We start from the raw sequence: 19173 nt of genomic DNA, 5'->3' as shown, positions 1-19173 counted from the left end.
CGGGAGTTTTACTGCTCGCAAATAGCGGGATAAAAGTTTCCCGTTTTTTTTGTAGCATATTTGTGCGACTTTTGTTTATAATGAATAGTATGGATTTTTTTAAGCAGACCGTTATATATAAGGTTATATTTGATGAAAGGAAGTGCCGCATAAGTGAATTTTAAGCAATATTCACCAGAAGAGCTAAAAGAATGTTCAATGATTGAAGTTGTACATAGCGTTTTAGGGGATAAAAGACAAGCAACGACATTCAACGAGTTGGTTAAAGAAATCGCTCAAGTGCTGGGACTATCTCAAGAGCAAGTTAATGCGAAACTCGCACAATTTTATACAGATTTAAACATCGATGGACGCTTCATTAATTTAGGAGAAAATCGTTGGGGACTACGTAGCTGGTACCCATATGAGCAAATCGATGAAGAAATTCTGCCTCAGCCAAAACCGAAGAAGAAACGTAAAGTTGAAGAGGACGGTTTTGACGACTACATGGAAGACGAAGATGACTTCGACGATGCAGACGGAAATGTAGAGGAAGAAGAAGAAGTAGAAGATTTGGACAAGGTTCTTGAAGAAGAAGACGGAGATGACGATGATCTTGATGATTTAGATGAAGATGATGAAGATGACTTCGCTGAAGAAGAACTTGAGTATGATGAAACTGAAGAAGAAGAGGAAGAACTGTAGTTCTTGACTTTTCATTATCGTCCATGTAGAATCATTTTTGGGCTCTTTAAAAAAGGACGATAATACTTTTAAAGTGTAAATATAAAAGAAAATTGCTCCCTACTTGTTACTTTTTGTGATGAGGGGAGCAATTTTCTTTTTTGTTTTTTGTTTAGAATACAAAAAGAGTCTAACAATAAGATAGATACAGTGTTATCTACATACGTTGCGCTTTGCAACGGTGATTATATAACAACAAGGTAGAAGGGAGCTTTTTCATGACTAAGTATATTTTTGTAACAGGCGGTGTAGTATCGTCTTTAGGTAAAGGTATTACAGCAGCATCTCTTGGAAGACTTTTAAAAAATCGTGGTTTAAACGTAACGATTCAAAAGTTTGATCCGTACATTAACGTAGACCCAGGGACTATGAGCCCATACCAACACGGTGAGGTATTCGTAACAGATGATGGTGCAGAAACGGACTTAGACCTTGGTCACTATGAACGTTTTATCGACATCAACTTAAACAAATACAGCAACGTAACAACAGGTAAAATTTACTCTTCAGTTCTTCAAAAAGAGCGTCGTGGTGAATATCTAGGAGGAACAGTTCAAGTTATTCCTCACATTACTAACGAAATTAAAGAACGTGTATATCGTTCTGGTCGCGAAACAAATGCGGACGTTGTTATTACAGAAATCGGTGGAACTGTTGGTGATATCGAGTCTCTACCATTCTTAGAAGCAATCCGTCAAATTAAGAGCGACATCGGTCGTGACAATGTAATGTACATTCACTGTACGTTAATCCCGTACTTAAAAGCAGCGGGTGAAATGAAAACAAAACCAACGCAACATAGCGTTAAAGAGCTTCGTAGCTTAGGTATTCAACCAAATATTATCGTTGTTCGTACAGAACTGCCTGTTTCTCAAGATATGAAAGACAAGCTTGCATTATTCTGTGACATCGATACAAAAGCAGTTATCGAAGCACGCGATGCAGATACTTTATACGCGGTTCCATTATCTCTTCAAGAGCAAAACATGGACCAAATCGTTTGCGATCACTTAAAATTAGACAATCCAGCTGCAGATATGACAGAGTGGACTGCGCTAGTTGATAAAGTACGTAACCTTTCTAAGAAAACAAAAATCGCTCTTGTTGGTAAATACGTAGAGCTTCAAGATGCATATATTTCTGTTGTAGAAGCACTTCGTCATGCAGGTTATTCATTCGACACAGATGTAGAAGTGAAATGGGTAAACGCTGAGCACGTAACAGCAGAGAACGTAAAAGAATTAGTTGGTGACACAGATGGTATTCTTGTGCCAGGTGGTTTTGGAGATCGTGGTGTAGAAGGTAAAATCGTTGCAATTCAATATGCTCGTGAAAACAAAGTTCCATTCTTAGGAATTTGCTTAGGTATGCAACTTGCATCAATCGAATTTGCACGTAACGTATTAGGATTAGAAGGAGCTAACTCTTCTGAAATTAATCCTGACACACCTTATGCAATCATCGACTTATTACCAGAGCAAAAAGATGTAGAAGACTTAGGTGGTACACTTCGTCTTGGTCTATACCCATGTAAGCTTTCTGAAGAAACGAATGCTTATAGAGCTTACAGTGAGCCGGTTGTATATGAGCGTCATCGTCATCGTTATGAGTTCAACAATCAATTCCGTCCGGATATGGAAAAAGCAGGATTTGTATTCTCTGGTACAAGCCCAGACGGTCGCCTAGTTGAAATCATTGAATTAAAAGATCACCCTTGGTTCGTGGCAGCACAGTTCCACCCAGAACTTGTATCTCGTCCAAACCGTCCACAACCATTGTTCCATGATTTCGTAAGTGCTTCTATTACGAATAAAGAGAGCAAGTAATAAAAAAGCGCCTGAAATAGGGCGCTTTTTTTAATATTCGTTTAACATTTCATCAATTGTAAATTTCAATCCGTGATAAGCAAATAAGGCTATCATTAAACTTGGGAATCCGTAGCGATTACCTTCATCGTCTGGAATAAGACCTTTTAACAGTTTTGTATCAATATGTACATCTGTATATTGTTCCAGTGATTCAATACCTTCTTGAATAGCAGAGATTCCAACGATAGAGTGGCCTTCTTCTTGAAGTTTTTTTGCAATACTTACCGCTTCTTCATCTGTTGAAAAACGGCTAATAAGAAGTACACGGTCTGCAGAAGTTACTTCTGCTTCTTTATCATTTTCAAATAAACGTTTCGCTTGCTGCATTGGTTCAGCACCGAATAGTGCTTCAGCAACAACACCATCCATTTCATTTGTACCATGTAAATAAATGAAGCCATCGCCAACTAATGCTTGAGCAAGTAGACGAGCGCTATCTTCTATATTCATTTCCTCTTTTTGAGAAACTCTGGAGAAATAACCACTTAATTGAGTCGAAAAAATTTTTAACATAATGTTACTCCCTTCGTACGTGTTCGCCGGCTTTCATTATAGTGTATTTTTTTAGAAAGGTGAAATCGTAGGGTAGCATAACAAAAAAGGAAACGGTAAAATAAGAAAGAATAGGAAGGAATTTGCCAAAGAATAGCGAAAATAAATCGTTAAGATATAAGAAGCTTTAAATCTTGTATTTATACAGAAAGGTTGGGAGTTATGGAAGGGAAAATTTTAATCGTTGATGATCAATATGGCATTCGTGTGTTATTACATGAAGTGTTCCAAAAAGAAGGTTATCAGACGTTCCAAGCAGCGAATGGATTTCAAGCTTTAGATATCGTGAAAAAAGATAATCCAGATTTAGTTGTGTTAGATATGAAAATTCCAGGTATGGATGGTATAGAGATTTTAAAGCATGTAAAAGAAATTGATGAGAGTATTAAAGTAATTTTAATGACTGCTTATGGAGAGCTTGATATGATCCAAGAGGCAAAAGATTTAGGAGCTTTAATGCACTTTGCTAAACCATTTGATATTGATGAAATTCGTCAAGCGGTGAGAAATGAGCTTGCTGTAGAGGCGTAAAAAATGAATTTTTTATAAAAAATATGGAAAAAAGCGTTTACATGGACTATTGAGCAGGTGAATACAGTTGAGTTTTTGAGTACAAGTTGTTATCCTATTGAGTGTAGAAAAAAGTCCGGTATGTAAATATACATATTTTACCTTATTCTGGTCATACTACCAGCGATAAGAATTTATCGGATACAAAAAACGTTTTTTAGGAGGATTCACCATGCCTTTAGTTTCTATGAAAGAAATGCTAAACAAAGCACTAGAAGGAAAATACGCAGTTGGTCAATTCAACATGAACAACTTAGAGTGGACTCAAGCTATCTTAGCTGCTGCGGAAGAAGAAAAATCTCCTGTAATCCTAGGTGTATCTGAGGGTGCAGCTCGTCATATGACTGGTTTCAAAACAGTTGTAGCTATGGTTAAAGCTTTAATCGAAGAAATGAACATTACTGTTCCTGTAGCGATTCACCTTGACCATGGTTCAAGCTTCGAAAAATGTAAAGAAGCAATCGATGCAGGTTTCACATCTGTAATGATTGACGCTTCTCACCACCCATTCGAAGAAAACGTTGAAACTACTAAAAAAGTGGTAGAATACGCACACGCTCGTAACGTATCTGTTGAAGCTGAGCTTGGAACAGTTGGCGGACAAGAAGATGATATCATCGCTGAAGGCGTAATTTACGCTGATCCTGCAGAGTGTAAGCACCTTGTTGAAGCAACTGGCATCGACTGCCTAGCTCCAGCTTTAGGTTCTGTACACGGTCCTTACAAAGGTGAGCCTAACTTAGGATTCGCAGAAATGGAGCAAGTTCGCGACTTCACTGGCGTACCTTTAGTATTACACGGTGGTACTGGTATCCCAACTGCTGATATCGTAAAAGCTATTTCTTTAGGTACTTCAAAAATTAACGTAAACACTGAGAACCAAATTGAGTTTACAAAAGCTGTTCGTGAAGCATTAAACAAAGATCAAGAAGTTTACGATCCTCGTAAATATATTGGACCTGGCCGCGAAGCTATCAAAGCAACTGTTGCTGGTAAAATTCGCGAATTCGGTTCTAACGGTAAAGCGTAAGAATAAAATTCCGTTTTGGAAACCGTCTAGTCTTTTAGACGGTTTCCTTTCGTTGTATAATGAAAGCGTGAACAAGTCTAAAGATTTTTATCATTTCGTTTTTGAAATAGAAAATAATGTGCATAGTCCTATTAATAAATGTGATAACGTATCTAAATTGATAAATTTTGCTCGATGAATAGTTAATCTTTATCTATTCGGAATATAGGAGAAATGGAGATAATGGTTTCCTATTTATTGAGTTTTGGGATGGAAAGAGTGATTGAGATTGTTAAGGGGAATCTTCTAATTCTTTTTATAAAGAATTTAGAAGGTAAATACATTCACAAGAAGGGAGCTCAATATGGAAAAATTGCTAATTGAAGGCGGAAGAGCTTTAAATGGAACAATTCGAGTGAGTGGTGCGAAAAACAGCGCTGTTGCACTAATTCCAGCGACAATTTTAGCAGATACTCCAGTAACCATTGGTGGAGTTCCTAATATTTCGGACGTGAAAATGTTAGGAGACTTACTAGAGGAAATTGGAGGGAAAGTAACATATGGGCAGGAGGAAGAGATGGTAGTCGATCCTTCTAACATGGTTGCGATGCCTTTACCAAATGGAAAAGTGAAAAAGTTGCGTGCTTCTTATTATTTAATGGGTGCGATGCTTGGTCGTTTTAAAAAAGCTGTTATTGGGCTTCCAGGTGGATGTCATTTAGGACCGAGGCCGATTGATCAGCATATTAAAGGGTTTGAAGCGTTAGGTGCACATGTTACGAATGAACAAGGTGCTATCTATTTAAGAGCAGATGAATTGCGCGGGGCACGTATTTATTTAGACGTTGTTAGTGTAGGGGCTACGATTAATATTATGCTAGCAGCTGTCCGAGCGAAAGGTAGAACTGTTATTGAAAATGCAGCGAAAGAACCCGAGATTATTGATGTAGCTACATTGTTAACAAGCATGGGAGCACGCATTAAAGGTGCTGGTACAGATGTAATCCGAATTGATGGTGTGGACTCACTGCATGGTTGTCACCATACTATCATTCCAGATCGTATTGAGGCTGGTACGTATATGATTTTAGGAGCGGCATCAGGAGGAGAAGTAACAGTTGATAATGTTATTCCTCAGCATTTAGAGTCAGTTACTGCAAAGCTAAGAGAAGCTGGTGTTCAAGTTGAAACGAACGATGATCAAATTACAGTGAACGGTAATAGAAGGTTAAAAGTAGTTGATATAAAAACGCTTGTATATCCAGGTTTCGCAACAGATTTACAACAGCCGTTTACGACGCTTTTAACAAAGGCGCACGGGACGGGAGTTGTAACGGATACAATTTACGGCGCTCGTTTCAAACATATTGATGAATTACGTCGTATGAATGCACAAATTAAAGTAGAAGGTCGTTCGGCAATTGTAACTGGTCCTGTTTTATTACAAGGTGCAAAAGTAAAGGCGAGTGACTTACGAGCTGGGGCTTCGCTTGTTATTGCAGGATTAATGGCGGATGGAATTACAGAAGTAACCGGACTTGAGCATATTGATCGAGGTTATGAAAATATAGTAGACAAGCTTAAAGGTCTTGGTGCAAACATTTGGCGAGAACAAATGACAGAGCAAGAAATTGAAGAGATGAAGAACGCATAAGTGATACTTCCGCAAGTGGGGAGCGAAGTATCACTATTTGCGGAAGTACACTTTATAGAAAAATAAAGTTCACAAAATACGGCAGAAATATAAAGGCTTAAAGGAGAGGGATTATCGTGGAAAGAAGTTTATCTATGGAGTTAGTACGTGTAACAGAGGCTGCAGCATTATCATCAGCGCGTTGGATGGGACGCGGGAAAAAGGATGAAGCAGACGGTGCAGCAACGTCTGCTATGCGTGATGTATTTGATACAATTCCGATGAAAGGTACAGTTGTAATTGGTGAAGGTGAGATGGATGAAGCGCCAATGCTGTATATCGGAGAGAAATTAGGTACAGGGTATGGCCCGCGCGTAGACGTTGCAGTTGATCCTTTAGAAGGGACAAACATTGTAGCAGCTGGCGGATGGAATGCACTTGCCGTTATTGCAATTGCAGATCATGGTAATTTGTTACATGCTCCTGACATGTACATGGATAAAATCGCGGTTGGTCCAGAAGCAGTTGGAGCCGTTGATATTGATGCCCCTATTATTGATAACTTACGTGCAGTTGCGAAAGCAAAAAACAAGGATATTGAAGATGTTGTAGCAACAGTTTTAAACCGTCCACGTCATCAAGCAATTATCGAAGAAATTCGTAAAGCTGGTGCTCGTATTAAATTGATTAACGATGGAGATGTAGCTGGAGCAATCAATACAGCATTTGACCGTACAGGTGTAGATATTTTATTCGGTTCTGGTGGGGCTCCTGAAGGAGTATTAGCAGCTGTCGCATTAAAATGTTTAGGTGGAGAAATCCACGGAAAGCTTCTTCCTCAAAATGAAGCTGAATTAGCTCGTTGTAAAAAAATGGGTATTGAAGATATAAATCGTATCCTTCGTATGGAAGACTTAGTAAAGGGTGACGATGCAATCTTTGCAGCAACAGGTGTAACAGACGGAGAATTGTTACGAGGCGTTCAATTTAAAGGTAGCGTTGGAACAACACAATCTCTTGTTATGCGTGCAAAATCAGGTACAGTACGTTTCGTAGACGGACGCCATAGTTTAAATAAAAAACCGAACTTGGTTATTAAATAAAAAGTGCAAGCGGCTCGTTCAGAATGGAAGAAGCAAAGCTACCGACCATTCTAGTTGTTAAAACTAGATTAAATAATAAGCGAAGACAAATTTTCTTGTCTTCGCTTATTGTATTTGTGTCCCAACGTATTGATTAAAACTAGATAAAAGGGTTACAATAGTGAATATTACCCTACTTGAACTTATTGCCTTTCATTATTAATTATTTGCCTTCCGTATTTTTTCCCTTTACCCATGTGAAAAGAGAATAACGTTAAAGTGTGGTGTCTGAATGAATTTGTCAATTGCAGCATTAGAAAACATGAAATTAAAAGAGTTATACGAGCTTGCGAAAGAATTTAAGATTTCGTATTATAGCAAATTAACGAAAAAAGAATTAATCTTCGCCATTTTAAAAGCTCGAGCAGAAAAAGAAGGTTTCTTTTTCATGGAAGGCGTATTAGAAATTATTCAATCAGAAGGATTTGGATTCCTACGTCCTATCAACTATTCTCCAAGCTCAGAAGATATTTATATCTCAGCTTCGCAAATTCGTCGTTTCGATTTACGTAATGGAGATAAGGTTTCTGGTAAAGTACGACCTCCGAAAGAAAATGAACGCTATTTTGGATTATTACAAGTTGAAGCTGTAAACGGAGATGATCCAGAGTCAGCAAAAGAGCGTGTGCATTTCCCTGCATTAACACCATTATACCCAGATCGCCAAATGAAATTGGAAACGGAACCGAAAAAGTTACCGACACGCATCATGGATTTAATCGCACCAGTTGGATTTGGACAACGTGGTTTAATTGTTGCGCCTCCAAAGGCGGGTAAAACAAGTCTATTAAAAGAAATTGCACACAGCGTTACAACAAATCATCCAGAAGCAGAATTAATTGTGCTTCTAATTGATGAGCGTCCAGAGGAAGTAACAGACATTGAACGTTCTGTTAAGGGCGATGTTGTAAGTTCTACTTTTGATGAAGTACCAGAAAATCATATTAAAGTAGCTGAACTTGTGTTAGAACGTGCAATGCGTCTTGTAGAGCACAAAAAAGACGTTATCATTTTAATGGATAGTATTACCCGTTTAGCGCGAGCTTACAACCTCGTTATTCCGCCAAGTGGTAGAACATTATCGGGTGGTATCGACCCAGCGGCTTTCCATAGACCGAAGCGTTTCTTTGGGGCTGCGCGTAATATTGAAGAGGGCGGTAGCTTAACGATTTTAGCAACAGCGCTCGTTGATACAGGGTCTCGTATGGACGATGTAATTTACGAGGAATTTAAAGGAACTGGAAATATGGAACTTCACTTAGATCGCTCATTAGCTGAGCGTCGTATCTTCCCAGCGATTGATATTCGTCGCTCTGGTACGCGTAAAGAAGATCTATTAATTCCGAAAGAGCATTTAGACAAGTTGTGGGGTATTCGTAAAACAATGCGTGATACACCAGACTTCGTTGAAGGTTTCTTACGTAAACTTCGTCAAACAAAGACAAATGAAGAATTTTTACAAAACATTGTTGCAGACTCGAAAAGGTATGTAACAACTAAGTAAAGGGAAAAGATTGGGACTCGCTTATTTCGTAGTAAGCGAGTTTTTTTATGTTTTTTAGGTGATGTTAAAGGGAGAAGTAAGTGGGAGAACCTTAGCCAGTCAGAGCTGAACGAGCCGCTTGCGCTTTTAAATTGTATCCAGTTCTGGCGGCTAGCTCTTCGCATCTAAGAACCTTCCGCCCGAAAGGTAAAAAGCACCTTTAGGGCGAAAGAACCTTAGCCAGAGCTAAGCAAGCCACCTCCACTTTAAGATAATATCCAGCTCCAGCGGCTAGAACCTCCGGTCATTTCACTCTCTCGAAGCAAAAGGCGCTTCAAGGTCGAGAGTTTGAAGTGTCCTGGATTCTGAACGAGCCGCTTATGCTTTTAAATTGTATCTAGTTCCGACGGCTAGCTCTTCGTGTCTAAGAACCTCCCGCACTAAAGGTAAAGAGCACCTTTTGTGCGAGAGAACCTTAGCCAGTCAGAGCTGAACGAGCCGTCTCCACTTTTAATTTAAAAAGACAAAAACAGGTAGTTGCAAAATGAAGTTAGCCTTGTTATAATTTCATCATATGTGTTTCATCAATATAGTTGTGTATGCAGCTGAAGATGAAAAACTCTGTTTCGAAAATGATTCAGGGCGGAAGGAGATGAAAAGAATGAAAGCAGGAATTCACCCAGATTACAAGAAAGTTGTATTCATGGACACAAACACAGGCTTCAAATTCTTAAGCGGGTCTACTAAAGGCTCTAGCGAAACTGTTGAGTGGGAAGATGGTAACACTTATCCATTACTAAAAGTTGAGATCAGTTCTGATTCTCACCCATTCTACACTGGACGTCAGAAGTTTGCTACTGCAGACGGACGCGTTGATCGCTTCAATAAGAAATACGGTATCAAGTAATAAAAACATAAAACAGGCAAGTGTATGTATTCGCTTGTCTGTTTTTTTTGCGAAAATATTATACCTTTACCCTACTTTTAACTAAAAAGTAGATGAAAGGAGAGCTTCATGTACTTAATAAATCAAAATGGCTGGATTGAAGTGATTTGCGGTAGTATGTTTTCTGGTAAATCAGAAGAGCTAATCCGCCGTGTGCGCCGCACGCAATTTGCGAAACAACATGCAATTGTATTTAAACCATGTATTGATAATCGTTATAGTGAAGAAGATGTTGTATCACATAACGGATTAAAGGTAAAAGCAGTTCCTGTTTCAGCTTCAAAGGATATATTTGAACATATTACAGAAGAGTTGGATGTTATTGCAATCGATGAGGTGCAATTTTTTGATGGGGACATTGTGGAAGTGGTGCAAGTATTGGCAAATCGTGGCTATCGTGTCATTGTAGCTGGTTTAGACCAAGATTTCCGTGGTCTACCATTTGGACAAGTTCCTCAGCTGATGGCGATTGCTGAACACGTAACAAAACTGCAAGCAGTATGTTCTGCATGTGGATCTCCGGCAAGTCGTACACAACGATTAATTGATGGAGAGCCGGCGGCATTTAATGATCCGATTATTTTAGTTGGAGCTTCAGAATCGTACGAACCACGTTGTCGTCATTGTCATGCAGTTCCTGCAAACAAAAATAAGTAAAACTCGCTTTGTAGGGCGGGTTTTTTTCAAAATAGAGAGAATGAGTGGTGCAAGCCGCTTGCGCTTTTAAATATATCTAGTTCTGGTGGCTAGCTCTTCGCATCTAAGAACCTTCCGCCCGAAAGGTAAAAAGCACCTTTAGGTCGAAAGAACCTTGGCTGGTCAGAGCTGAAAGAGCCACCGCCACTTTTAAATATATTATCTAGCTCCAGCGGCTAGAATCGCAGGCCATTTCGCTCTCTCGCTCGAAGCAAAAAGCGCTTCAAGGTCGAGAGCTCCAATGGCCTGCGATTCTGAGCGAGCCGCTTGCGCTTTTAAATATAATTTGCGTTTTTTTGAGTAAGTACCATATACTATTTGTATTAGATACTAGGATGTAGAGGTGAATGATGTGTTAGATCGTTTGCAAGCTGTAGAAGATCGTTATGAGAAGTTAAATGAATTGTTAAGTGACCCAGAGGTTATTAGCGATACAAATAAGCTTCGTGAGTATTCAAAAGAACAATCTGATATGCAAGAAACGGTAGAGGTGTACCGTGAGTATAAAGATGTTCGTGAGCAATTACGAGATGCAAAAGCAATGTTAGAAGATAAGTTAGACGCTGATATGCGTGAAATGGTTAAGGAAGAAGTCTCTGAATTAGAAGGACAAGAGAAAACATTATCAGAACGTCTGAAAATTTTACTTGTTCCAAAAGACCCTAATGATGATAAAAACGTTATCGTGGAGGTTCGTGGTGCTGCTGGTGGTGATGAGGCAGCTTTATTTGCTGGTGATTTATATCGTATGTATAGCCGTTATGCTGAGGTGCAAGGTTGGAAAACTGAAATTATCGAAGCGAGCTATACAGAGTTAGGTGGATATAAAGAGATTATCTTTATGATTAACGGTAAAGGTGCTTTCGCGAAGCTGAAATTCGAGAATGGTGCTCACCGTGTACAACGTGTTCCTGAAACGGAATCTGGTGGACGTATTCATACATCTACAGCAACTGTAGCTGTATTACCAGAGGCAGAAGAAGTAGAGATTACTATTCATGAAAAAGATGTTCGTGTTGATACATTTGCTTCTAGTGGTCCTGGTGGACAGAGCGTTAATACAACGATGTCAGCGGTACGTTTAACGCATTTACCGACTGGTGTAGTTGTATCTTGTCAGGATGAGAAATCACAGATTAAGAATAAAGAAAAAGCAATGAAAGTATTACGTGCACGTGTTTATGATAAATTCAGACAAGAAGCGCAAGCTGAGTACGATCAAAACCGTAAACAAGCTGTTGGTACGGGAGACCGTTCAGAGCGTATTCGTACGTATAACTTCCCGCAAAACCGTGTAACTGACCATCGAATCGGCTTAACGATTCAAAAGCTAGATCAAATCCTACAAGGTAAGTTAGATGATTTCATCAATGCCTTAGTGATGGAAGATCAGGCGCAAAAGATGGAGGCAGCTGAGTAATGCGTGTCTATGAAGCCCTGAAATGGGCTTCTTCTTTTTTACAGGAAAATGGACGAGATGAAAATGCGGGAGAACTTGTCCTTTGTCATGTATTAAAGACGAACAGAACAGGAATGCTCATGAATATGCGTGAAGAGATAACCGCGGAACAAGAGAAAAGTTTTGCAGAATTTATCCACAAGCACGTGGAAGGTATTCCAATCCAATATATGCTCGGTTATGAAATGTTTTATGGACGCTCGTTTTTTGTGAATGAAGAGGTATTAATACCAAGGCCTGAAACGGAAGAGCTTATAGTAGGAGTGCTAGAGCGAATTGAGCGTCATTTTGGTAATGAGAAACTTCATGTAGCGGATATTGGTACAGGTAGTGGAGCAATTTCTATTACGCTCGCTTTAGAAAATAAAAATCTTCATGTGTATACGGTAGATATTGCACGAGAATCGATTGAAGTTGCAAAAGAAAATGCAAAATCTTTGGGTGCAGAAGTAACGTTCTATCACGGTGATTTATTGTCACCATTTTATAAAATAGATCAAAAGTTAGATGTTGTCGTTTCAAACCCTCCATATATACCAGAAGAGGATTGGCGTGGTCTTTCTCCTGTTGTGAAAGAGCATGAACCAAAGAGAGCACTTGTTGGCGGTGAAGATGGATTAGATTTCTATCGCCGTTTTATGGAAGAATTGCCGAACGTGTTGCAGAAGAAAGCAATTGTGGCATTTGAAATTGGAGTAGGGCAAGGTGAGGATGTAAAGGAATTGTTACAACAAGCCTTTCCGCATGCTCATGTTGAAGTTGTTTTTGATATTAACGGAAAAGATCGTATGGTATTTGCAGAGATGGAGTAAGGTTCACACCTTACTCTATTTTTTTGTGGGGAAAATTCATATAGATTTTGAATTTAATAGTTTAGAAAGATGAAAGTCTGTCCACACTGTTTGTAGAGGGGACGGTGGAGGAAATGAAAAAACAAGTTATTGCTTATCTTCTTCTATTATTAATTGGTGCACAGTTACTTGTGCAGTTTGGATATATGAAAGCTGATGCGAAAGGGCCTTCTGTTATTCCGAAAGAGGCCGTTCGATTACGAATTTTAGCAAATAGTGATTCAGATAAAGATCAGGCGTTAAAGCGTAAAGTACGCGATGAAGTAAAAGCGCAAATTGATGGATGGGTAGCAGATTTAACGTCATTTGAAGAGGCGCGAAAGGTAATTCAAAGTCATATTCCAGAAATCGAAAAAACAGTGAAAAACACGCTAAAAAAGGAAGGCAGTACAGAGTCATTCCAAGTGAAATTTGGTAAGAATGTAAAGTTTCCTACAAAGGTATATGGGAATTTTATTTATCCAGCAGGAGAATATGAAGCGGTACTCATTACAATTGGAAAAGGTGAAGGGGCGAATTGGTGGTGTGTGTTATTTCCTCCAATGTGTTTCTTAGATTTTTCAAGTGGTACAGCTGTAAGAAAAGAAGAGCATGTTGTGAAGGCTGAATCTCCTGAAGAAGATCAAGTGGAACAAGCTGAAGGGGATATAGTCGATTCACCAAAGATAGAAGAGGATAAGGTGAAGGAAAAGAAAGTTGTAAAACAGGAAGTAGCAAAAAAGGTAACAGCTTCTGAAAAGAAAGTAGTAAAAAGTGAAATAAAAGTAGAAGAACAGCCTGTAAGTAAAGAAGAAACAAAAACAGTGGAAAAAGTGGAGAATCCTGTGGAGAAAAAGCAAGAAAAACAAAATGAGTATGTACAAGTGGAAGAGGAAGAAAAAAAGCCAGAAGTTAAATTATTTATTGTAGAAGCTTTTACATCTTTATTTTCTAAATAGTACTATTAACAAGTCCCTTCTCATATATAAAGATGAGGAGGGATTTATTATGAAGAAAGTGTATTTTGCTACGAAAGAGGATGTAGAAAGATTACATTCTTTTTTCGGACAAGCTAATAAAAAAGATGATAAAATAAATGAGTTATACGCACAATTTATGATTTTGGAAGAGGCGGAAGAAATACGAGCTGTAATTGGATATGAACAAAGTGAAGAAAATGCACTTATTCGTTCTTGTTTATTCACACCTCATGTGGATAAACAGACTTTCTTATATTTTTTTGAAATGTTTTTGCAGTATATGAAAGAAAAAAATATTCGACAATTGTACTTACTAACAAATCATCCACAATCTATAACAATCTTTCAGTTTTTTGACTTTGTCACTATAGAGAGAGAGAAAGTGCCAGAGGGAATTCGACAGCTAGAACACTTTTGTAAAAATATAAAAGAGCCGAATGCAATAATACTAAATTGTCAGCTATTCACAAAGTTATCCACGGATTAATTAGGTTTATCCACATTTTGTGGATAAACCTTGTTTGTCTTTTGGATAAATCTCATAGTAAACTAAAAATAGACAAGTATTTCAGGGTAGAAAAGGACGTGGAAAAAAATGCACACAAATATGTGGGTTGTGGATAATGTTGTGGAAAGAAAAAAATATTATCCACAGTTACAAGAAGCAGCAAGACTATTAAGAGAAAACGAAGCGGTTGCCTTCCCTACGGAAACGGTATATGGGCTAGGTGCAAACGCGATGAATGATGAAGCAATTGCGAAAATTTTTGAAGCAAAAGGGAGACCAAGTGATAATCCACTTATTGTTCACATAGGTACAAAATCTCAGTTAGATGGGATTGTAAATGAAATTCCACCGGTTGCGGAGAAGTTAATGGAACACTTTTGGCCAGGACCATTAACGATTATTTTGCCAAGAAAAGAAGGTATTTCTGAGAAGGTGACGGCAGGTCTTAATACGGTTGGAGTAAGAATGCCGGATCATCCAGTAGCGCTCGCTCTTATTGAGGAGGCGAATGTACCGGTTGCAGCACCGAGTGCGAATCGTTCAGGGCGTCCAAGCCCGACGTTAGCTTCTCACGTATATGAAGATTTGAATGGAAAGATTGCAGGTATTGTTGATGGTGGGGCAACGGGAGTAGGCGTTGAATCAACTGTAATCGATTGTACAAGTGAGATTCCAACAATTTTACGTCCAGGCGGGATTACGAAAGAACAATTGGAAGCAGTAATAGGTACTGTTTCTTTAGATCCAGCTTTAAAGGATGAGAAGGAAAAACCGAAATCACCTGGAATGAAATATACACATTATGCACCGAAAGCGCCACTTAGTATTGTTGAAGGATCACGTGAGTTTATTCAGCGTCTTGTGGATAAGAAGAAGGAAGAAGGATTTAAAGTAGGTGTATTAACGACAGAAGAGTATCAGCATGTATATAGTGCAGATGTCGTATTATCTTGTGGTATGCGAAGTGATTTAGCTAGCGTTGCGACCAAATTATATGATGTACTTAGAACGTTTGATGCAAGTGAAGTGGATGTTATTTTTAGTGAGTCGTTCCCGAATGACGGAATAGGGAATGCAATTATGAATCGCTTAACAAAAGCGGCAGGACATCATATTATTACTGAATGATAAGGTACGATTAGCAAACAGAATATTTCTCCTCGGATAAGCATATTTTGAAGTAGCACGTCCGAGGAGGGACATGAATGACGTTTGAACAGCTAATACCTTTAATAATTATGGCATTCGCCTTAGGGATGGATGCGTTCTCGGTGAGTCTTGGTATGGGGATGATGACCTTAAAGTTAAGACAAATCCTGTATATCGGTATGACGATAGGGATTTTTCATATTATCATGCCATTTATAGGAATGGTATTAGGTCGTTTTTTATCAGAGAAGTATGGGGACATTGCACATTTTGCAGGTGCTATTTTATTAATTGGTCTAGGGTTTTATATCGTATATTCGTCTATTTTAGAAAACGAAGAGACTAGAACTGCTCCTATTGGAATTAGTTTATTTGTATTTGCATTTGGCGTCAGTATAGATAGCTTTTCGGTAGGCCTTAGTCTTGGTATTTACGGAGCACAGACGATTATTACAATATTACTTTTTGGATTTATTAGCATGTTATTAGCGTGGTTTGGTTTATTAATTGGTAGACATGCGAAAAGTATACTCGGTACATATGGTGAGATAGTAGGTGGTATCATTCTGGTTGGATTTGGATTATATATCCTTTTTCCTATATAATTTTATGTAGGAGGGAATTATGAACACGCTATTGGAATGGTATGTTAAGTTTTTAACCTTCTTTCCTCGATGGCTAAGAAGACTTATAATTTGGGGTATTATTTTGCAAATTTCGATGTTAGGTTGGATTAAGTTAATTCGTGAATGGTGAGATGGTTCCTTTCTGTGCATATTTTGTTTGTACTATATTTATTGCACTAAAAATTACAGATATAGAAAGGATGAGATGAATGACGAGATTGAAGCAAGTTTTTGGTATTATTATTAGTTTTTTTGTTTTTTGGTTTAGTATGCTCGGTGTACAAATGTTTGCTGAGTTTTTAGATATTGAGTCATTGAAGTTTGTTGCCGGAAAGACTGAGGCAGCGCGTACTTTTTATTCTCCATACCCGTTTTTAATTGTTTTTCTTATTACATTGCTTTCCCTATATTTCTTAGTAATTAAGCTTGGGAAACCGAAAAAAGAGAAATTGCCTACTTTAGAGGAAAAGAAGGAAGAATTACAATGATAAAATCCCCCGCTTCTTAGCGGGGGATTTTATTTTTGAGTGATGGAAGTAATTAAGTTACCTTCGCTTTTAGATATATCCAGCTCCAGCGGCTAGAATCTCCGGTCATTTCGCTCTCTCGCATGAAGCAAAAAGCGCTTCAAGGTCGAGAGCTCCAATGCTCTGCGATTCTGAATGAGCCGCCTCCGCTTTTAAAATATTATCCAGTTCCAGCGGCTAGAATGGTCGGTGGCTTCGCGTCTTCCTGCGAGACAAAAAGCGCCTCTACGTCAGAAGCTCCATCCCCCTCCCATTCTGAGCGAGCCGCTTCCACTTTTAAATTGGCCTAACCAATTCAAATTGTTCTCCTAATTTTGCATAGTTGTGTCCTGCTAGACGGCTTACTGGTTTTAGTCCTTCTGCGTGAATGCGGCCTTTTTCGTATAGGTGTTCTGCGATGTGGAAACGAACGATGCGTCCGATTAGTAGATCGCAAGCTGGTGAGTCTTCCGTTCCGCCAAGAGGGATTGCGCGTTCTAGTACGCATTCCATTCGAATGTTCGCTTCTTTCACACCTGGAACAGAGATGACGTCACTTTTAATTGGTGTTAGTTTTGCTAGTTCGATTTCACTCTCGTTTGGCGGAAGGTTAGCTGCTGTTTCGTTAATCGCTTCTATGTAAGATTCGTCAGAAATATGTACAACAAACTCTCCTTGTTCCATTGCGTTTCGGGAAGTATCTTTCGGTGTTCCTGCTTTTCGTTGTACAGAAACTGAAATAAGTGGTGGATTAGCAGCAACAATATTGAAATAACTATAAGGCGCTCCATTTAATACACCGTCTTTTGTTATAGAAGTAACGAATGCGACGGGACGTGGAATAATGCTGCCCGTTAATAATTTGTAATTCTCTTTTTCCGTTTGTTCATTTGGATTAATTGATAACATGTTTAAAATCTCCCTTCTGAATATGACGACTTATTGTTTGTTTACAAGATGTTAGTGGGAAACTCCTGCTGGAAATAATATTTTTTTAATGATGTAAAAAAGAGATTACCTCAATTATACTGAAGTAATCTCTTTTTAAGTAAACATCTTGAAATTGAGATAAATATTAAAGTAAAACGTATGCGCCAGGCCCGATTAAAGCGACACCAACAGCGACAGCGATTAACATTAAATTATATTCAAATCCGTCTTGTGTTACCCAGTAACCATTTTTTCCGTGAACAGTGAAGATTGCCATTAACATTGTTCCAACGATAAATAATGAACCAATTACAGTGAAAATACCTGATGCGAATAAGAAACCACCTAGTAATTCAGTTGCACCAGCCATAAATGCCATAAATACACCAGGGCGTAAACCGATTGATTCCATCCAACCGCCTGTTCCTTTTAAGCCATAACCACCGAACCAACCGAATAATTTTTGAGCACCATGACCCATGAATGTAATTCCTATAATAAGACGAATAATAAGAAGACCGAAATCCATCATTTTTGAAAACCTCCTGAAAGTTTATTAACTTACCTTATGTAAGTAATAATAAAATAGTTACTTACTTTAGTCAAGTGAATTTAGAAAAAAGTTTGAATTAAATTTTACAAATTAACGACAAAAAATAAAATGTAGTAAAGACCTCTAGACAAGTTGGTCGAAAAAAGAGAAAATATAAGTAGAAGTTAACTTCTTATTGTTATTCAGACAATCAGAATTGACTGGAATTTTGTGAAGCGCTACAATAAGAGTCTATTAGTAATGACGTAATTTATTTCGAAAGCGTTTTTACAGTATAATATTCGAAGTATGAAGTCTTACATGTATCCCGAGCTTTACTAGGGATTGCCCTATAAACTTTTAGGTAAATTATAAGGAGGACTATCCTATGTTTAAAAAATTATTCGGTCTTGGTTCAAAAACAAATGAAGAAACAATTGTAGCTCCATTAACTGGAGCAGTGAAAAATATTGAAGAAGTACCAGATCCAGTATTCGCTGGTCGTATGATGGGTGACGGTGTTGCAATCGATCCTACTGAAGGTGTAGTTGTATCTCCAGTTGATGGTGAAATCGTACAATTATTCCACACGAAACATGCTATCGGAATTAAAGCGAAAAACGGTACAGAAATTTTAATCCACGTTGGATTAGAAACTGTAAAAATGGAAGGCGAAGGTTTCGAAGCTCACGTTTCTGAAGGACAAGCTGTAAAAGCTGGAGATAAATTAATCTCATTCGACTTAGAATTAATCCGTGAAAAAGCGAAAAGCACAATTACTCCAATCGTTATTACAAACACAGATGCAGCTGATTCTATTAAGACAACTGTAGGTGTAACAGCTACAAAAGGTTCAACAGAAGTAATGAAAGTTACAATGAAATAATTGTTGTATAAAAGGAATCCGTTTCATATGAAATGGATTCCTTATTTTTTGTTGTATGTTTAGTAGGTATGTTAAAATACTCTAGGCACTTGGAAATAGGGTTTCACATATATGTGGATAGGCGCATTTTTCTTAGAAAAATGCG

Annotated in this window: 21 protein-coding genes; 18 read left to right on the top strand and 3 right to left on the bottom strand. The window is 38.3% G+C overall.

Going from position 1 to position 19173, the window contains the following annotated elements:
• Nucleotides 1-153 precede the first annotated feature (153 nt).
• Together rpoE and pyrG are read left to right on the top strand one after the other, a co-directional pair.
• The gene (gene rpoE, locus DPQ31_RS26380) at nt 154-684 is read left to right on the top strand and encodes a DNA-directed RNA polymerase subunit delta (RefSeq protein WP_001009769.1); all 531 of its coding nucleotides are present in this window, start codon (nt 154-156) and stop codon (nt 682-684) included.
• Between the two features lie 257 nt (nt 685-941).
• A complete protein-coding gene (gene pyrG, locus DPQ31_RS26375) occupies nt 942-2549 on the top strand; it encodes a CTP synthase (protein ID WP_000170441.1) in 1608 nt (535 codons plus the stop codon).
• A gap of 30 nt (nt 2550-2579) precedes the next feature.
• Here pyrG and DPQ31_RS26370 read toward each other — a convergent pair whose 3' ends face one another.
• Nucleotides 2580-3104 carry a DUF2529 domain-containing protein gene (locus DPQ31_RS26370; RefSeq protein WP_000912396.1) on the bottom strand — a complete coding sequence of 175 codons (525 nt, stop codon included), beginning with the start codon at nt 3102-3104 and terminating at the stop codon, nt 2580-2582.
• Between the two features lie 201 nt (nt 3105-3305).
• Between DPQ31_RS26370 and spo0F the strand changes: the two genes are divergently transcribed.
• The 15 genes from spo0F (at nt 3306) to DPQ31_RS26300 (ending at nt 16662) form a co-directional block, all read left to right on the top strand.
• Nucleotides 3306-3674, top strand: coding sequence for a sporulation initiation phosphotransferase Spo0F (gene spo0F / locus DPQ31_RS26365; protein WP_000398594.1), 369 nt, complete (start codon nt 3306-3308; stop codon nt 3672-3674).
• A gap of 211 nt (nt 3675-3885) precedes the next feature.
• Nucleotides 3886-4743 carry a class II fructose-bisphosphate aldolase gene (locus DPQ31_RS26360; RefSeq protein ID WP_001131849.1) on the top strand — a complete coding sequence of 286 codons (858 nt, stop codon included), beginning with the start codon at nt 3886-3888 and terminating at the stop codon, nt 4741-4743.
• Nucleotides 4744-5086: 343 nt separating this feature from the next.
• Nucleotides 5087-6376 (top strand): UDP-N-acetylglucosamine 1-carboxyvinyltransferase, encoded by a 1290-nt coding sequence (gene murA / locus DPQ31_RS26355; protein ID WP_000413255.1) that lies wholly within the window; start codon nt 5087-5089, stop codon nt 6374-6376.
• Nucleotides 6377-6492: 116 nt separating this feature from the next.
• Nucleotides 6493-7458: a class II fructose-bisphosphatase gene (gene glpX / locus DPQ31_RS26350; RefSeq protein ID WP_000442336.1), complete on the top strand. Its 966-nt coding sequence runs from the start codon at nt 6493-6495 to the stop codon at nt 7456-7458.
• A gap of 271 nt (nt 7459-7729) precedes the next feature.
• Entirely contained in the window at nt 7730-9001 is a 1272-nt protein-coding gene (rho, locus tag DPQ31_RS26345) for a transcription termination factor Rho (RefSeq protein WP_001053898.1), read from the top strand.
• A gap of 640 nt (nt 9002-9641) precedes the next feature.
• Nucleotides 9642-9887, top strand: a complete 246-nt coding sequence (locus tag DPQ31_RS26340; RefSeq protein ID WP_000643435.1) for a type B 50S ribosomal protein L31 — start codon at nt 9642-9644, stop codon at nt 9885-9887.
• 108 nt (nt 9888-9995) lie between these two features.
• Entirely contained in the window at nt 9996-10583 is a 588-nt protein-coding gene (locus tag DPQ31_RS26335; protein WP_000280853.1) for a thymidine kinase, read from the top strand.
• Nucleotides 10584-10974: 391 nt separating this feature from the next.
• Entirely contained in the window at nt 10975-12042 is a 1068-nt protein-coding gene (gene prfA, locus DPQ31_RS26330; RefSeq protein ID WP_000887062.1) for a peptide chain release factor 1, read from the top strand.
• Entirely contained in the window at nt 12042-12893 is an 852-nt protein-coding gene (gene prmC / locus DPQ31_RS26325) for a peptide chain release factor N(5)-glutamine methyltransferase (RefSeq protein ID WP_001267071.1), read from the top strand. Before prfA ends, prmC begins: the two co-directional genes overlap by 1 nt.
• Before the next feature lie 113 nt (nt 12894-13006).
• Nucleotides 13007-13870: a stage II sporulation protein R gene (spoIIR, locus tag DPQ31_RS26320; protein ID WP_000745083.1), complete on the top strand. Its 864-nt coding sequence runs from the start codon at nt 13007-13009 to the stop codon at nt 13868-13870.
• Between the two features lie 49 nt (nt 13871-13919).
• Nucleotides 13920-14378, top strand: coding sequence for a GNAT family N-acetyltransferase (locus DPQ31_RS26315; protein WP_000758449.1), 459 nt, complete (start codon nt 13920-13922; stop codon nt 14376-14378).
• 108 nt (nt 14379-14486) lie between these two features.
• On the top strand, nt 14487-15527 hold the full coding sequence (locus tag DPQ31_RS26310) for an L-threonylcarbamoyladenylate synthase (protein WP_016107303.1): 1041 nt from the start codon (nt 14487-14489) through the stop codon (nt 15525-15527).
• A gap of 77 nt (nt 15528-15604) precedes the next feature.
• Nucleotides 15605-16153 carry a manganese efflux pump MntP gene (locus tag DPQ31_RS26305; RefSeq protein ID WP_097999790.1) on the top strand — a complete coding sequence of 183 codons (549 nt, stop codon included), beginning with the start codon at nt 15605-15607 and terminating at the stop codon, nt 16151-16153.
• Nucleotides 16154-16172: 19 nt separating this feature from the next.
• Nucleotides 16173-16304 carry a hypothetical protein gene (locus DPQ31_RS29460; RefSeq protein ID WP_001094286.1) on the top strand — a complete coding sequence of 44 codons (132 nt, stop codon included), beginning with the start codon at nt 16173-16175 and terminating at the stop codon, nt 16302-16304.
• 79 nt (nt 16305-16383) lie between these two features.
• On the top strand, nt 16384-16662 hold the full coding sequence (locus DPQ31_RS26300; RefSeq protein ID WP_097854372.1) for a DUF3935 domain-containing protein: 279 nt from the start codon (nt 16384-16386) through the stop codon (nt 16660-16662).
• Between the two features lie 315 nt (nt 16663-16977).
• On the opposite strand, the gene DPQ31_RS26295 is transcribed toward DPQ31_RS26300, so the two are convergent.
• Nucleotides 16978-17589: a flavin reductase family protein gene (locus tag DPQ31_RS26295; protein WP_098912000.1), complete on the bottom strand. Its 612-nt coding sequence runs from the start codon at nt 17587-17589 to the stop codon at nt 16978-16980.
• A 166-nt stretch (nt 17590-17755) separates the two neighbouring features.
• Complete coding sequence (locus DPQ31_RS26290) at nt 17756-18142, bottom strand: DoxX family protein (RefSeq protein WP_000968621.1); 387 nt, start codon at nt 18140-18142, stop codon at nt 17756-17758.
• Between the two features lie 388 nt (nt 18143-18530).
• On the opposite strand from DPQ31_RS26290, the gene DPQ31_RS26285 reads away from it, so the two are divergent.
• Nucleotides 18531-19028, top strand: coding sequence for a PTS sugar transporter subunit IIA (locus DPQ31_RS26285; protein ID WP_063222518.1), 498 nt, complete (start codon nt 18531-18533; stop codon nt 19026-19028).
• Nucleotides 19029-19173: the final 145 nt, after the last annotated feature.

Source organism: Bacillus sp. COPE52, assembly GCF_003355115.1.
GTDB classification, from domain to species: Bacteria; Bacillota; Bacilli; order Bacillales; family Bacillaceae_G; genus Bacillus_A; species Bacillus_A toyonensis.
This window is presented reverse-complemented; position numbering and strand designations above follow the sequence as displayed.